The 14,268-nt window shown below is 41.6% G+C and carries 16 protein-coding genes; 5 read left to right on the forward strand and 11 right to left on the reverse strand.

Translation table 11 applies throughout. The features are described 5' to 3' along the window. Positions 1-33: 33 nt before the first annotated feature. The 3 genes from JZO70_RS20500 to JZO70_RS20510 form a co-directional block, all read right to left on the reverse strand. The gene (locus JZO70_RS20500) at positions 34-738 is read right to left on the reverse strand and encodes a sugar isomerase domain-containing protein (RefSeq protein ID WP_242704055.1); all 705 of its coding nucleotides are present in this window, start codon (positions 736-738) and stop codon (positions 34-36) included. Between the two features lie 91 nt (positions 739-829). Then, positions 830-2,269 carry an N-acetylglucosamine-specific PTS transporter subunit IIBC gene (gene nagE / locus JZO70_RS20505; protein WP_207675560.1) on the reverse strand — a complete coding sequence of 480 codons (1,440 nt, stop codon included), beginning with the start codon at positions 2,267-2,269 and terminating at the stop codon, positions 830-832. Positions 2,270-2,281: 12 nt separating this feature from the next. Then, positions 2,282-3,175, reverse strand: a complete 894-nt coding sequence (locus tag JZO70_RS20510) for a DUF7916 family protein (protein WP_207675561.1) — start codon at positions 3,173-3,175, stop codon at positions 2,282-2,284. A gap of 271 nt (positions 3,176-3,446) precedes the next feature. On the opposite strand from JZO70_RS20510, the gene JZO70_RS20515 reads away from it, so the two are divergent. Next, the gene (locus JZO70_RS20515; RefSeq protein WP_207675562.1) at positions 3,447-4,391 is read left to right on the forward strand and encodes a LacI family DNA-binding transcriptional regulator; all 945 of its coding nucleotides are present in this window, start codon (positions 3,447-3,449) and stop codon (positions 4,389-4,391) included. Positions 4,392-4,672: 281 nt separating this feature from the next. Continuing rightward, positions 4,673-5,329, forward strand: coding sequence for a CPBP family intramembrane glutamic endopeptidase (locus JZO70_RS20520; protein ID WP_207675563.1), 657 nt, complete (start codon positions 4,673-4,675; stop codon positions 5,327-5,329). Positions 5,330-5,373: 44 nt separating this feature from the next. On the opposite strand, the gene JZO70_RS20525 is transcribed toward JZO70_RS20520, so the two are convergent. The 8 genes from JZO70_RS20525 to JZO70_RS20560 all read right to left on the reverse strand — a co-directional run bounded on the left by JZO70_RS20525 (position 5,374) and on the right by JZO70_RS20560 (position 11,269). After that, positions 5,374-5,886, reverse strand: a complete 513-nt coding sequence (locus JZO70_RS20525; RefSeq protein ID WP_207675564.1) for a hypothetical protein — start codon at positions 5,884-5,886, stop codon at positions 5,374-5,376. Positions 5,887-5,922: 36 nt separating this feature from the next. Continuing rightward, positions 5,923-6,237, reverse strand: coding sequence for a DUF5713 family protein (locus JZO70_RS20530; protein ID WP_207675565.1), 315 nt, complete (start codon positions 6,235-6,237; stop codon positions 5,923-5,925). A gap of 49 nt (positions 6,238-6,286) precedes the next feature. Next, entirely contained in the window at positions 6,287-7,153 is an 867-nt protein-coding gene (locus JZO70_RS20535; RefSeq protein WP_207675566.1) for a hypothetical protein, read from the reverse strand. 20 nt (positions 7,154-7,173) lie between these two features. Continuing rightward, complete coding sequence (locus JZO70_RS20540) at positions 7,174-7,881, reverse strand: hypothetical protein (protein WP_207675567.1); 708 nt, start codon at positions 7,879-7,881, stop codon at positions 7,174-7,176. Positions 7,882-7,928: 47 nt separating this feature from the next. Beyond that, entirely contained in the window at positions 7,929-8,414 is a 486-nt protein-coding gene (locus JZO70_RS20545) for a hypothetical protein (protein ID WP_207675568.1), read from the reverse strand. A gap of 27 nt (positions 8,415-8,441) precedes the next feature. Next, on the reverse strand, positions 8,442-9,626 hold the full coding sequence (locus JZO70_RS20550; RefSeq protein WP_207675569.1) for a PstS family phosphate ABC transporter substrate-binding protein: 1,185 nt from the start codon (positions 9,624-9,626) through the stop codon (positions 8,442-8,444). Positions 9,627-9,687: 61 nt separating this feature from the next. Beyond that, positions 9,688-10,902, reverse strand: coding sequence for a substrate-binding domain-containing protein (locus JZO70_RS20555; RefSeq protein ID WP_207675570.1), 1,215 nt, complete (start codon positions 10,900-10,902; stop codon positions 9,688-9,690). Between the two features lie 28 nt (positions 10,903-10,930). Then, positions 10,931-11,269 carry a hypothetical protein gene (locus JZO70_RS20560; protein ID WP_207675571.1) on the reverse strand — a complete coding sequence of 113 codons (339 nt, stop codon included), beginning with the start codon at positions 11,267-11,269 and terminating at the stop codon, positions 10,931-10,933. Positions 11,270-11,992: 723 nt separating this feature from the next. On the opposite strand from JZO70_RS20560, the gene JZO70_RS20565 reads away from it, so the two are divergent. The 3 genes from JZO70_RS20565 to JZO70_RS20575 all read left to right on the forward strand — a co-directional run. Further along, on the forward strand, positions 11,993-12,382 hold the full coding sequence (locus tag JZO70_RS20565) for a hypothetical protein (protein WP_207675572.1): 390 nt from the start codon (positions 11,993-11,995) through the stop codon (positions 12,380-12,382). Positions 12,383-12,408: 26 nt separating this feature from the next. Next, entirely contained in the window at positions 12,409-13,155 is a 747-nt protein-coding gene (locus tag JZO70_RS20570; protein WP_207675573.1) for a DUF2922 domain-containing protein, read from the forward strand. Positions 13,156-13,919: 764 nt separating this feature from the next. Then, positions 13,920-14,268: PD-(D/E)XK nuclease family transposase (locus JZO70_RS20575; RefSeq protein ID WP_207675574.1), on the forward strand; the 349-nt coding region annotated here is incomplete at its 3' end.

Here is a 14,268-nt window from a genome sequence, read left to right on the forward strand (position 1 = left end):
ACTTATGTCACAGCCTCTTTTTTCGAATAACCTTTACCGATAAATATCAAACAATTTTTCGTTGTATTCATCGCCGCCATCAATGTTGCTGCTTCTAAACACCGGAACGTCGATACCCCGCTCTACCTCAAGCTGTACAAACGCAGTAACCACCAACTGGATGATGAAACAGCTCATAACGGTTGATGTTGGACCAGTTTTCACCACTTCTGTATGGGAAATGCTGGCATCGCCGTAAACGGAACGGTTATCCAAAATAACATCCGCCAATTCGAACAAGCGAAGTCCACTTTCATGGCGACTAGTACTATTCTTGGAAGCTTCTAAGGCAGTCAGTGCGATGATCCCCACACCGATTTCTTTTAGACGCTGAGCTAGTTCAACCAACAGAGCATTGCGACCAGAATTTGATGTCATGACGATCGTATCTCCCGCTTTAAATGAATACAGCTCCATCACTACATCCGCATATTGAGTAGTTCGTTCAATCATGGTGCTCTTAAAGGCATGATTCATCCCTAATTCATCTTCTAAAATCGGAATAAACCCAGCGTAGCCTCCAGCGCGAGCGAAAACCTCCTGTCCGATAATATAGGAATGCCCCGTACCAAAGAAATACACCTTCTTATCTTGCTGGATACTCTTGCTCATCATTTGTGCAGCTTGTTGAATTGCTTCTGTTTCTTCATTAATTACGTATTCCATACTTTCTTGAAGTACCTGATAATAGTCCTGCATTAAGTTCATCGTCTTATTTGATATTATTAGCTCAGCAGCTTTGGAATAATATCTTCCTTTCTTGAGATTTTTTATACACCTATAAATCGTTCTAGAGATTTTCCTTCAATTCATCATGAACAAATTGAACATTGGTTCCAATAATTACTTGAACATTTTTATCATCAATTATTTTTGTTGCCAAAGCTCCAGTACTCTTAATCTTCTTTTCATCGATTGCTTTCGAATCATTCAACACTAATCGCAAGCGAGTTGCACAATGATCAATTGACACAATATTTTCTTTACCACCTAATCCTTCAATAAGAACAGCGATATTATAGCCAGATAGGTTATTTTGCGTAAATTCATCTTCCTCTATAGTATCATCAACTTCCCGTCCTGGTGTCATCAAGTTGAATTTTTTGATACTGAAGGAGAAGACAAAATAATAAATGACGGCCATTACAAGACCTATTGGAATTAACATTAATGGTTGATTGGCAATGGGCATCCTCAGGCTCAAAATATAATCCACCAACCCTGCGCTAAATCCAAAGCCGGCTGTAAAATGAAAGGTAGCAGCTAAGAACAAGGACAAACCTGTTAATACAGCATGGACAGCCAACAACGCCGGAGCTACAAAAAGGAATGAAAATACGATTGGTTCAGTAATACCTGTAAAGAAAGTAGCAAACCCGGCAGCAAGCATTAATGAAGCAGTAACCTTTTTACGCTCAGGTCGTGCATTGCGATAGATGGCTAATGCAGCAGCTGGCAATCCAAACATATAAATTGGGAAGTAGCCTGCTTGATACATACCAGTAACTCCCTTAACACCTGTATTAGACCAGAAATTACCAATATCATTAATCCCAGCAACATCAAACCAGAATACCGAATTAAGTGCATGATGCAAGCCAATTGGTTCTAACAGCACATTGAAGAATCCGTAAATTCCTGCGCCGATTGGTCCCATCTTTGCGATTGTTTCACCAAAAGTGACTAAACCATCATAAGCAATCGGCCAAGCAAGATATAAAATACCTGAAATAATCAACATAGCGCCAGCTGATAGAATCGGGACAAATCTTTTTCCACTAAAGAAAGCGACTGCCATTGGCAATTTAACATCACTGTAGCGATTATACAGCTCAGCAGCCACAATCCCACAAATGATCCCAACGAAAACGTTCTCAATATTGCCAAATGCTGGATCAACTAAACTTTCTTCTACCCCTTGCAGCATGCCAACAACGCTGGGTGATAAGATAGTGGTCGTAATCAAGTAAGCAACCAGTCCACTCAAGGCAGAAGCACCACTTTTATCCTTTGACATACCTGTAGCAATCCCCACAGCAAACAGCATCGGTAATTTTCCAATGATTGCTAGTCCCGCCTGAATTAAGAAGATCGCAAAAGCATTGGTACCCGCACCTTCCATACCAGCAGGGTCAATCCAATACCCGATACCCATTAATAAAGAAGCCACCGGCAGCACGGAAATCGGAAGCATAATTGAACGTCCAATTTTTTGTAAATATGTTTTCATAAATTCTCACTCCTATCTATGGATTGATTGCGACATGCGGAAATATGCGTGACGTTTGCCTCTGACAGTAACACTCAATTTCATGATATTTTCAGGGATCGGCATTCTTCCATATCCGCCATCGCCAATATGATGAATATCCCCGCCAACTCTTTTATTACTCAAACCAAACTCTCGAATGGTATCTTCATCTGCACTTTCTTGACTGGTTCCCATCGCATTGATAACCAATCCACCCAATTTTTTCACTTCGCGAACTGCTTCACTTGCTTTCTCCTCTGATAGTCCCGGAACCGTGCCGACTGTAGGAATCAAAATGCCATCAGCGCCTAAACGAATATATTCTTTTAATTCAGGGGTATTTACTACTTCTTCACTGACACCTGCTCCATGCATCTTTCCAGCAAATATCAAGCCCGAAAAATTTCCACGAACCATTTCGATTGAATTCTTGATCGATTCATTAGAAACACCTGTAGAAGGATTTCCGGTGATCGTGATAAAATCAACCTTCAAATTCTCAGCAGCAATTACAGATTCGCGATGTACTTTTCTTCCTTCAGAAATTACTACCTTATCATCTAAAACCACTGCCGTTTCATCCACTGGCTCTAAATTTATACCCACTGGCCGTCCAGTTAATTTTTTTAATTCTTCAATCGGATTCTCACAATCATAGAAGCCTTCAATCTTCTTTTCAAAAACATCAAATTCATTTAACACAATCAAATCTACACCAAAAGCCGCCATCACTTCTGCGTTAGTAACTCCTTCTAGTAATGGAGCAGCCGTTACTACCGTCTCCCCCATGATTGTTCTTCCCTCACTGGATACAATCGATTGCTTAAAATCTTCTCTTGTCATGTTCTTATAATCACTAGCAGAACAACTAATTAATCTTTTCAACACACTCATCCTTTCACTCTTTAGTGTTCGGAAGTCTTCTATATTAAATGACTTCTTGAATAGCGAAAATCTCAATTTATACATAATGTGAAATACAGCTGCAACAAGGACAATTCCTCAATAACTATTGGTTTACAAGTATAACTTGCAATCTTGGGATCCCTTTCATAAAATAGAATTAGAACTGTTCATGAACTTATATATACTATAATTTGCGAAACGCGTTTTGCGTCAAGCATTTTTTTAAAATTATTCAGGAGGGTGGGATTCTATGGCAACCATTCGAGATATCGCAAAGAAAACCGGCTATTCAATATCAACTGTCTCCCACGCTTTAAATAATCGACCGAGAGTGTCCAAAGAAACCAGAGAAGAAATTTTGCAAGTCGCCCGAGAAATGAACTACATCCCAAATAGTAAAGCGATAAGTCTGAGCACTGGAAAAAGCTACTCGATCGGTATTATCATTCCTTATACAAAGGAAAACAGCTATTATAACCGCATTATTACTTCAATTATCTCAGAATGTTTTTTAAATGATTATCGTCCGACTTTTTTACCGACAAACTATGATAAAGATAAAGAATTAGAGTATTTAAGATTGTTCGCCTCAAAAGAATTTGATGGACTGATATTTACCTCGGCTGCGAACGATTACCAAGTGATCGAATCCTATTTAGCATACGGCCCCATTGTAAGTTGTGAAGACACCGGTGAAAGCAACGTTCCTTTTGTAGTATTAGAAAGAGCATCCGCCTTCAGTCCAATAATTGAAGATTTACAGAAAAAAGGAATTAAAAAAATGGCCTGTACTTTTAGCAGAGGCCCCTTCAGCAGTCTCGGAGCAACAGAAACGTATCAAGCCTTCGAGAATTCTATTGAAAATTTTTCTGTGGATTATACCTTTTCAAATTGCAGAACGTATCATGACGGCATGCAAGCAGCTGCGTATTTTTACGATTTTGATCCCTCGATCGAATGTATTTTTGGAAATAGTGATGAAATTGCAGCTGGAATGATCGGCTTTTATACTAAACACGCCATTGACCCTAAACCGATTATCATCGGACGAGACAATGACTCTTGGAGTAAAGCGTTCAACTTCCCAAGCATTGATTTCCACTTAGACTCTCTCGGTTCTACTGCGGTCAAGCTTTGCTTAAGTGGTGAGGATCAAAGGATTTATATACCTAGTGACTATGTTGAGTATGATTAGCTACGTAATTCCACAATATTTTATAAATCCCTTAGTTTTAATTTAGTCCAACAAAAAATCGGATGAAGGAGTTCAATTCCTTCATCCGGTGTTTTTGGTGATACTATCAGTACGCTTTGAAAAGCGCCTATGTATTTCTCATCGACTTTCCGCACTAGATTAGCATGCTTACCAAATCTCTTCTCCCCTTCCCAAACCAATTAAATTTTTAACCATTTTGCTATAGCACGAGATAAATGTTATAGTTATTCCTTCAAATATTAACGATGGAGAAAAAAACTTTGAACGCAAAACTGCTGCCTAGATCAATCGCCACACTCGTTCTTTTCTTTCTAATCAATTTCGGCTTATGGGAAGTCATGGTGTATCTGGGGATGCCTAATGCTTGGGCTTCATTCACCGTGTACTTCGTATTATTCATTGTTGTCCTGTTGATTTGGAAAAATAGAATCCCAGATTATTGGTCCGACTTTAACACGGAAACGACCAATTGGAAGAAATTCTTTTTAACTGCCATTGTTTGGCTCGTTATCGCGATTGCCCTTTCCTATCTTTTACAATTTCTAGCTAGCGGTAATTCTCAGACCAGCAACACCGAAAATGTCGGGAGTATGGCTGATACTATACCGCCAATTTTAACTTGTATTATGCTGACTATTCTCGGACCTTTTATCGAAGAGTTCACCTTTAGAGAATCCCTGATTGGCTTCGTGGATAAAGACAATAAAATACTCTTAACCATTATGACAATTCTTTCAATCATTATTTTCGATTGTATTCATCTTTACAATTGGCGAGAATTTTTTTACTATCTGCCGCTGTCGATTGCATTAACCATGTTTTATCGCAGCCACAACCGGAATATTTTTTCCAGCATCATCATGCATTCAATGGCAAATCTGCCGGGAGCAATCCTAATGATAACGGGAATGATGTAAGTTCACTTCAAGACCGTGTATTTCATGGTCTTTTTTTACAGAATTTACAACCACTCAAACTCCTCATTAACAGTGATTTGGTAATCTTCAAACTTCCTCAACAGAACCTCAAAACCCTCCTGCTTAAACTCACCGTGCCAATTTACCACATAGGGGATACGAACTTTTTTGTTCTCATATTCGATTTCAATATAAGCACCCTTCTTGCTAAACCTTTTGTGAGTAACTTTTTTGACTGCAGAAAAGGGAACATCGTGGGTTGCGCTCCAAATAGGAGTGACAGAAAAGCCTTTTTGATGGATCACCAGTTTGAAGCGCAAGTAAATATATAATTGCATCACCAATAAAACGAAAACAATCACCGTGAAAAACAGCCAGATAGAAAAACCTGCGATGGAATAGAAAAGCTCTTCAAGATCGTCATACGGCCCAGTCCCGCCTGGAGCTAAGCAAGCCACGAAGCCCGCCAAAAACATGAAAGAAAGGGCCACAACCCAATACAACGGTCTTTTTATCACATTTTCACTTGGATTGATGTCTTCTCTTTGCCTACGCATGTTCAGGATGCTCCCTTCAGGTCTAAGAGTTTGTTTCTACCAATCTCTTTCTCTCAGCGCTTCTTCAAGATCGATGTTGATGTGATAACTTTCCAGCATTTTTTGGACAGTGACAGCGATAGATTCTCTGGCTACCGTCTCTAATTCGCTGTCATTGTCCTCAAATTCTTCAACCAAATCATTAATAGCAAGAACAGCTTTGTCTAAAGCTGCTTGAACAACCGTTATATTCGTTTCCCCATTTTCTAAAATAGCGGCTACCTCTTTTAGCGCTGCTTTGATTTTATCCACTAGAAAATCAGGATAATAGCTGTCTTGATACATCTCTGATAAATATTCTGACTCTTTCATTGTAATTCTCCTTTTTTCTATTTTTTACTTACCTTGCTGGAAACCTTACTCATTCGTCCAACTCCTTCCTACTTCTCAATCGCCGAATGCCATGAACAACAAGAAATCCCCCAACAAATAAAGTAAGCCCAATCAACGAGACAGGGTTCACTCTAACCATGTAAGTCAAACCTGCTAGAATAACCACCAGAGCCAGGCACTCCATTAACCGATTAATTCTTACGGTACGTTCCACCCAATTTTTTTCTTTTTCCGGATCCAAAACTAATCGGACAGCGGGATCATTAGGAAAATGGTTGGAAAACCAATCGGGGTCATACAGCTGATTCGCCTTTCCATAGGAATAGGAAATTTCTTTGGTCTTTAACCCTTTACTCGCTGCGCCGCGATCTCCATGTTTTATATGATCATAATAGAGCAGGAACAATATCAGCGGAACCTCGCAGTCGTCCACTTCATCCAACAGATAGAGTTCATAATTGTCTTTGAAATCCACGACCGTCGTTTCCCGTCGGATTTCCGCAATTTGCCGATCACCGACAAATATCAGCAACAGTTCATGGGCACCCTGAAATAGCGAATAAACAAAGCACGTTTGCTTCTCATAAACTACCTCATACCGTCGCATAACCTGATCATAAAAGAATTCCGAAATCATCCCGATCTTCCGCTCGCCATAAAAAATCTGATATTGAAAAATACGACGGTTGCGGCCGAAAGCCCCGCCAAACGGCAACATATCCACTAAAGGAGCCGGCAAACTCTTCATTTCCCAAGACCTGCCAGACGAACTTTCCAATAAAAGCTTACCGTGACCATTCAGACTAGGCGCTTTGCCAAAAAATTGCCGCTTACTTCCGTCAATTTGATATTCCTTTTTAGTCCAAGACTTCGTTTGCGTCATTTTAATCTTCATAGCACCCATCCCCGATAAACTTATTCACTCACTTGGAAATCCGGCGCAAAGGCTCGATTGAAAGCCTCTGCCCATTCACTCGTTCGATAAAAAAGAATCAAGCTCTGATACCCATCCGTTGTGGCATACAGACGCTTGTCCAGCTGCTGCTCTGCTAAAATCTCATTGATAAAGGCCACAATCTTCGGGTCAAACCAATCATAATAAAATTTGGCTGAATACTCGTAAGACTTTCCATTACAAACAAACCCCACCACTTCAGTCCCGGTTCCAGCATCCAAGTCAACGCCTGAGAAGTCTTCCGTTATATCCGAAATCTGCAGCTCACCATTGCTCAAAGTCACTAATTTTTGCAGAAAAACTGAATACATCTGATTCACGTCAAAAACTTCCATATCAAAAGCATAGAGCTGGTCCAACTGTTGAGAATTTATTCCCTTTCCCTTCAAGTATTCAGCATTCCCCAAGTAATTAAACACAATACCAGTAAGTAACTGTTCAGGACTATCCGCCAATATGTCTTCGGGAAAAACCGAAAGCTCAGTAACCATCGTATCCTCCAGCTCGGTATAATCAATGCCCACCTTTGCCAGCTTCGTCAGTGTGTTATGAATATACGGTCTGACCCTTGCTTCCTTCGCGGTATCTTTATTCGCAGTTCCGCATCCCCCAACAAGCACCATACCTGCCATCAATAAACCTAGCCCTAACAATTTTTTCCTCTTCATCTTCTCTCCATCCTTTTTACTATCTATTTCTTATCCTATAATCTTCTTTATGGAAAAGTACCATATCGCCAATCGAGTAAGTACACACGTCCATCTACGAAGATGATTTCCTGATAGTGATCGTAGGTTGTCCGCATTTTTGCCATCTCACCACTTGGAGCTGGTAAGACAAAATCCCTGATAGAATATCGATAGATCCTAATGCTGATTTTTTTGTCTCCTTCCATTAAAAGCTTTGATAACTTTTGATAGCTGCCAACCATTTCCTGCGCATCCGTATAGCCGGAAGTCCTCCAATAGTCGATAGCTTCAGAAATCCTTTTCTCAATAGACCTTTTATTAGTGCCTACTAACGCAGGACACCCCACTATTATTTCAACTTCTCTTGTGGTCATATCGGCTTTTACCTGATCAAAATCATAATCTGATGGAATACGCGCACAATAAGCTTTCCAAACAAAAATGGAGAAAATGATGATAAGCAAAGCTAAACCAATTTGTTTAAAATTGTCCTTTCTCTTCTCAACTTGCATTGTTCATCCTTTCTCTGTTCGCTTCACTTACTTCTCTAGCGGCACATACCCAGTCTCTTCAACCAAATACTGCCCCTCCTCCGACAATATCCAATCAATCAAACGTTTCGCATTCCCCACTGGTTCACCCCTCGTCACTGCATAAAAACCCGAAGCAAAAGGATACTCACCTGCCGCAATCGTCTCATTGGAAGGGTACACCCCATCAATCGCCAACAGCTTCGCCTGGTCATTTGGATACATCGTTTGGGCAAAATAGCGATAAGAATAGCCGATCGCTGGCTGCACACCTTGCCATTTCACCGACACCTGTTTCATCATACTGCCGGTTCCAAACAACTGATCATCCGGCAACGGCTGCGGCTTTTGAATCGGCAGCTCCCCCATCATCGCCTGCAAACCAGTCTGACTCCCAGATCCCTCCGGCCGTTGATAGACAATCATCTTGCCTCCATCTTTCCATCCCAAGGTCCTCCATTTCGCGGTCTTGCCAGAATAAATATTTCTTAACTGCTGCTGGGTTAATCCATCAATCGGATTCGTGTCACCTACTAAAAAGACAAAGGCTTCCTTACCAATTTCGGTAAACACCAGCTCTACTCCTGCCTTTTCCGCCTCCGCCAATTGCGTATCAGAAGGACCAGCTACAAAAATAATATCCCGCTCTCCCGAGATAATGGCTTCGTAAGCCCGAGGTGTATTCGAGCAAGCAATAACCTCCTCCGAAAAAGCTTCTTCATCGTAAACTGCCTGAACAAAAGACGCATACAATGGATACAACGCCAGCGCGCCATCTAATCGCGGTAAATCCGCATCTAACGAAAGCGATGCGGACTGTGTAAGCTTCGCAACTTTCGTATCGACTAGAAACGGCTCATACTTGGACAAAACCGGTGAAGCAGAACCAGTCTCAGGAATCCTTGAACCTGGAAACCAATTACCCGTAATTGCCGGAATCAGCAATAATCCCCACAAAACCGTCAAAATCGCCAAGACAATCGTTGCGCTCTGAATCTCTCGGCGAATCTTCCATACCAATAACACCAAAAAGAAACCTATCCCAGTCAGCAGAACAACCGGCATCGCCCCGATCAGATTATCCACCCACCTCAACTGCTGCAAATATTCCAGCTTGACTAAGATCCCTAAATAGCCTGCAACTATCAGTAAAGTCAGCAGCAATCGAAGCATAATGAATCGTTTGTTTACCATCTCTTCACCACCCCTTACTCTACGATAGCAGCTGCAGTTATCTTCTTTATTTACCTGCTAATCACTCCAAATAATCGCCATACCCTAGTGCATAGCCGGACTTCTCAATTAGCCGCTGTCCTTCCTCAGATCTCATCCAATCAATCAGTTGCTTTGAATTGCCGGTAGGTTCTCCCTTCGTTACTGCAATAATTGCATCATCAAAGGAATAGTTGTCCCTTCTCATAGCCTCATTGGAAGGATACATACCATCTATCTTTAGCATCTTTACTTGTTCATTCGGATACATCGTTTGAGCATAAAAACGTCTCGTGTACCCTAAACCATTTGGATCCGCAGCAAGCTGCTTCATCAGACTGCCAGCTTCCAACCACTCATCCTCTGGTAAATAATAAGGGTTTTGATAGGGTGCGTATCCCCGCAATAGTATCTGCAACCCACCCGGCCCTTCTGATTCGTCTGTTCCTTGATAGGCAAGAATATCACCGCCATCTTCCCAGCCTATCGTCTTCCATTTCGTTGTTTTCCGGGAATAAATATTTTCTATCTGCTGACTGGTCAGATTATTAATCGGATTAGCAGCATTTGCTAAAAAGACAAAAAATTCTTGGCCAACCGCTGCAGGGGATAACTCCACACCCGCTTTCCAGGCTTCCTCTTCTTGTTCACGAGGAATCCAACCACTAATAAAAATGATCTCTCGCTCACCAGAAATAAGGGCTTGAAGCGCCTCAGTCTTGCTTGAGTAAGTAACGACATCAGCAGAATAGCTTTCCTCATCGTAGAGCGCCTGAGCGACCGCAGCATATAAAGGGTACAACCCAGGGTCACCATCTAAGCGAGGTAAATCAGTAGCTATCGTAAGCGTGGCTGGCTCTTCCAGACTGGCAAGCTTCGTATCTTCCGAAAAAGGCTCAAAACTGCTCAGATCAAGGGCAACAGGATCTGCTTCAACAACAGGAGGAGCTGGATAGAAGCTGCCATCGACGGCTGGAATAAGCAGGATTCCCCCTAAAAGTGCCACTATTGCAAAAACAACCGTTGATCGTTGGAATAATTCCTGGTACTTTCGCCAAACTAGTACCAGCAGCAAGACGCAGACACCTGTAAGCAAAATGAAGGGCAATCTCCCCAGCGGATTATCGATCACTGACAGGTTAGGCAAATACTCTAAATCAACAATCAGCCGATAGTACTTTACGACGATTACTAACGTAGCATACAGCCGAAATTGCGTGTAGATTATTTTTCGAATCGTTTTCATTTTTATCTTCATCCAAACAACCCTCCTTATCATCCGAAAACTACATCAACGGTATACCGGCCATCGCATTCCCCATTAAAATACAGATCACGAAATACAAGAAATAAAAGATCGGGTTGCACATGATGATAGTAACCACCACCAAAGCTTTACCCAACAGGCCCTTGTTTTTACTCCACTCTAAATAGAACGTACCAATCACCGCCCCAATACCTGGTAAAAAGAAACAGATCACCGATACAATTAGGGCCAGAAGCCTTGGTACCCTCGAGTACATCAGCAGGCCAAACACCCCCAACAACGCAGGACCCGCTATCATCAACAAAAAACCAATAAACGGGTAGGCCTGAATCCATTTACTCTCCTTCAGCTTTTCCATAATAATCCCCCAGATTCCTCTATTATGTACGCTTTGATAACCACTAATTATATAAGCGCTATTTGCCTGCTAAACGACTACATATTTTTATTTATAAATAGTATACCATTGCTTTATTGTTACTTTCAGCTCTTATTCCAGTTATTTCTGTTACCCCATGAGTGGCCTGTTAAAAATCCTAAGGAAGATTAGTCCTTCGTAAATTTATGATTCTCTTGTCAGCCAAAACCATCTTGAAGCTATTATGCTCCTTCTGGTCAGTTACAGCTTCTACAGCGTTGGCTGCTAACACCGGGAAGATTCTTCGATCGATACAAACATCTGGAACACCTCCAATGGTATCGTTCACTGGGTACGAAAAAATTAGACTTATTTGACTAGCAGCAGCCATCCTATCACGAATCCTCCTGGTAGGATTTTTTTGCCATTTACTGGAAAATCCCGATCAGCCGCCGTTATATTAATTTTTTCTGAAAATTCTGAATTCATCCTATTAGACCCGTCACGAAGAGTTTTCATCCCTTTCTTTTCATTACACTGAAAGTTTCCAAACACCCCCCAAACTTTCCATTAGTAAATTTTACTGTGCGATTAAATCAACATTCTCAAAATGAAAGCGTACAGTTTCATGGCCTTTGGACAGAATGCCATTTTGTTTTTTTATGTTTTTGGTTTATCTTTTAGTCACCGGCCGGAACAAAAAAATATTAGGAGGAAAACATCATGACTGATTTACCATTCACACAATATCAAGTCTTTCACTCGAAAGCTGCAACACTAAGAGAACAGATAGTTGCTTATTATCAAGAAACCCACAATAGTTCTGTTACCATCCAGCTGTTATTAGCTATGAAAATCCGGAACCAGCTGGGAGAACAAGATTTCGAACTATTTTTGAAAGATTTAGTGCGTCATTTATTTAGTAAAGCAACTATCAACCGTGCTTTGCGCCGCTACTTCTATTTCTTTGCCGAATATTTTGAAGAAACCGAGTGGGAAATGATGACGGCCAGATGTTTTCCACCTACACATAGTCACACTGATTTAATGGAAGTCGTTCAAGCAACTGTACCTGTCACTGGAACTGAGTCCGACCTCTCGGAGAGTTCCTAATTAAACGAAAAAAGGAGAGAAAAAATATGTTAAAACTAGCAACTGTATTCGAAAATGCCAACGGTAAAAAACACCACTGGACTTACAACAACCCAGATCCAAACAAAACACCTGAGCAAATCAAGGCAGCGTTGGAAACAATTACGACGTTGAACTTGTTCCAAAAAGATGGCGTACGCCAATTCTGCAAAGTTGTTTCTGCTAAATTTGTGGAAACCATCGAGACACCGATTTTTGACTTAAGCAATCAGGCAGAAACTTATGTCGCAGATCCCAACAATGCTTTTGCGCCATTTATTATTGCCGATGAAGTTACCCAAGTCTCTGAATTAGCCGAAGAGCTAAAACAAGTTGAAGCAATCGAAGTACCAAAAGCAGCAGTATCAAAAGCAAAAACCGAACAACCTGTAGCAGTCGCTGAAGCTGCGCGTCAATCAGCACCAGAAGCAATCGTAGCGGCACCAGCACCGAAGTTTGTACCGGAAAAAACGGCTGTTCACAGCAAAGCAAAAGCGGCCTTGGATACAGCAGTTTTTAATCCAGCAGCCCCTTCTGCCAAAGATCCCGTGGTAAGCCCAGATTCTTTGGTGAAAGCTGTCGAAAAAGCAGCGGATAAATCTGTTCAAGCTGCCGCAGCTGAACCTGAAGCACCTGTCGCAGAAAGTCCCGCAGTCAAAAAATCGACCAATCCACGAAAAGAAAAGGTTGATCGATTGCGAGCCTACCACGAGCCCAACAAGAAGAAGAAAAAAGGGAAAAAGAAAAAACGCTAACTAGCAGCCCTACCCTCTTGTGGGGTAAAGGTGGTGATGCCTACTAACTTAGCAGTTGTTTATGGCGATGGCTGAACTCTAAACTAAGGAGGGATGCCACATGTTCATCCTAGGAAAGGAACACTTGCCATGACTGTGTATCAAGCGTTGGCCTTGGCGATTGCCTTTGCCAGCTTGATGATCACCATCGACCGACACCACAAGAAGTAACGGCTGTGCCAAATTGCTCACCGTCGGATTAGTAAGTCCACTAGCGGGAAAAACAACCAAGAACATCGCCATCGCAGGAGCTGATGTGCCTGTTGCTCCCTTGGTGCTCCTCACGTTTTTCCCGCTGGCCGCTTACTGCCCGACAGAGCTGCTCTGGCAAGCCGGATACCAATAACCACACTTACTCACACATAGCCATCGTCTTAAACGGTGCTGCTTTGAAGGTGCGTGCGCGCCGCACCTTTGTTTTGAGTAAGAATTGGTTTATTCAATGTGGTCTCCTCTTTTTTTTCAATTGCGAACATTCGACCTTTGAAAACTACATATATATAGACTGCCAGTTCTACTTTTTGCAGTGATTAGCAGGAGGAAAGTACCTCCCCTCCTTCCAGCAGCGAGTAAATTTTTCGATTCATTCAAATTTTTTTGGACTTTTTTCGAGAAATTTCTCTTCTTTTGCCTATCTTTAATTGTAAGCAAATTTTGATGGAGAATGGTTTGCCGTGGTATACTAATGGTGAAAAATTCTCTATCGCCGAAAGGTAGAGAAGAAGATGAAAGAAGAAATAAAAGTATTACCTACAATGGATCTTCTGTTCCGCAAGCTTTTATGCTCTAAAGATTCCACCCACATTTTGAAGGCCTTTGTCCGGGATATCCTGGGCAAAGAATTCAAGACCCTGAAGCCACGAGAGACGTATCATATTGACAGCTACAAGAAAGCATTCGCTGAAGATCCCGAACTGATGCGCACGGAAGTCGATATTTTAGCTGAAACAGAAGATGGCAGCCATGTGACGATCGAGATGCAAATCCAGTCTCACGATTACTTTATTGAGCGGGCTTTATTCTATTTATTTGAGGCCTTTCGCAGTACGCTAGGCCTGTCTCTTATACACATCT

The sequence above is a fragment of the Candidatus Enterococcus moelleringii genome, from assembly GCF_017377575.1.
Classification (GTDB): Bacteria; Bacillota; Bacilli; order Lactobacillales; family Enterococcaceae; genus Enterococcus_A; species Enterococcus_A moelleringii.

What these genes read in the sequence shown, in the direction of transcription:
- JZO70_RS20500 (WP_242704055.1), bottom strand. Translation starts at nt 738, where the DNA reads ATGCAGGACTATTATCAGGTACTTCAAGAAAGTATGGAATACGTAATT.
- nagE (WP_207675560.1), bottom strand. Translation starts at nt 2,269, where the DNA reads ATGAAAACATATTTACAAAAAATTGGACGTTCAATTATGCTTCCGATT.
- JZO70_RS20515 (WP_207675562.1), top strand. Translation starts at nt 3,447, where the DNA reads ATGGCAACCATTCGAGATATCGCAAAGAAAACCGGCTATTCAATATCA.
- JZO70_RS20525 (WP_207675564.1), bottom strand. Translation starts at nt 5,886, where the DNA reads ATGCGTAGGCAAAGAGAAGACATCAATCCAAGTGAAAATGTGATAAAA.
- JZO70_RS20530 (WP_207675565.1), bottom strand. Translation starts at nt 6,237, where the DNA reads ATGAAAGAGTCAGAATATTTATCAGAGATGTATCAAGACAGCTATTAT.
- JZO70_RS20535 (WP_207675566.1), bottom strand. Translation starts at nt 7,153, where the DNA reads ATGAAGATTAAAATGACGCAAACGAAGTCTTGGACTAAAAAGGAATAT.
- JZO70_RS20540 (WP_207675567.1), bottom strand. Translation starts at nt 7,881, where the DNA reads ATGAAGAGGAAAAAATTGTTAGGGCTAGGTTTATTGATGGCAGGTATG.
- JZO70_RS20545 (WP_207675568.1), bottom strand. Translation starts at nt 8,414, where the DNA reads ATGCAAGTTGAGAAGAGAAAGGACAATTTTAAACAAATTGGTTTAGCT.
- JZO70_RS20550 (WP_207675569.1), bottom strand. Translation starts at nt 9,626, where the DNA reads ATGGTAAACAAACGATTCATTATGCTTCGATTGCTGCTGACTTTACTG.
- JZO70_RS20555 (WP_207675570.1), bottom strand. Translation starts at nt 10,902, where the DNA reads ATGAAGATAAAAATGAAAACGATTCGAAAAATAATCTACACGCAATTT.
- JZO70_RS20560 (WP_207675571.1), bottom strand. Translation starts at nt 11,269, where the DNA reads ATGGAAAAGCTGAAGGAGAGTAAATGGATTCAGGCCTACCCGTTTATT.
- JZO70_RS20565 (WP_207675572.1), top strand. Translation starts at nt 11,993, where the DNA reads ATGACTGATTTACCATTCACACAATATCAAGTCTTTCACTCGAAAGCT.
- JZO70_RS20570 (WP_207675573.1), top strand. Translation starts at nt 12,409, where the DNA reads ATGTTAAAACTAGCAACTGTATTCGAAAATGCCAACGGTAAAAAACAC.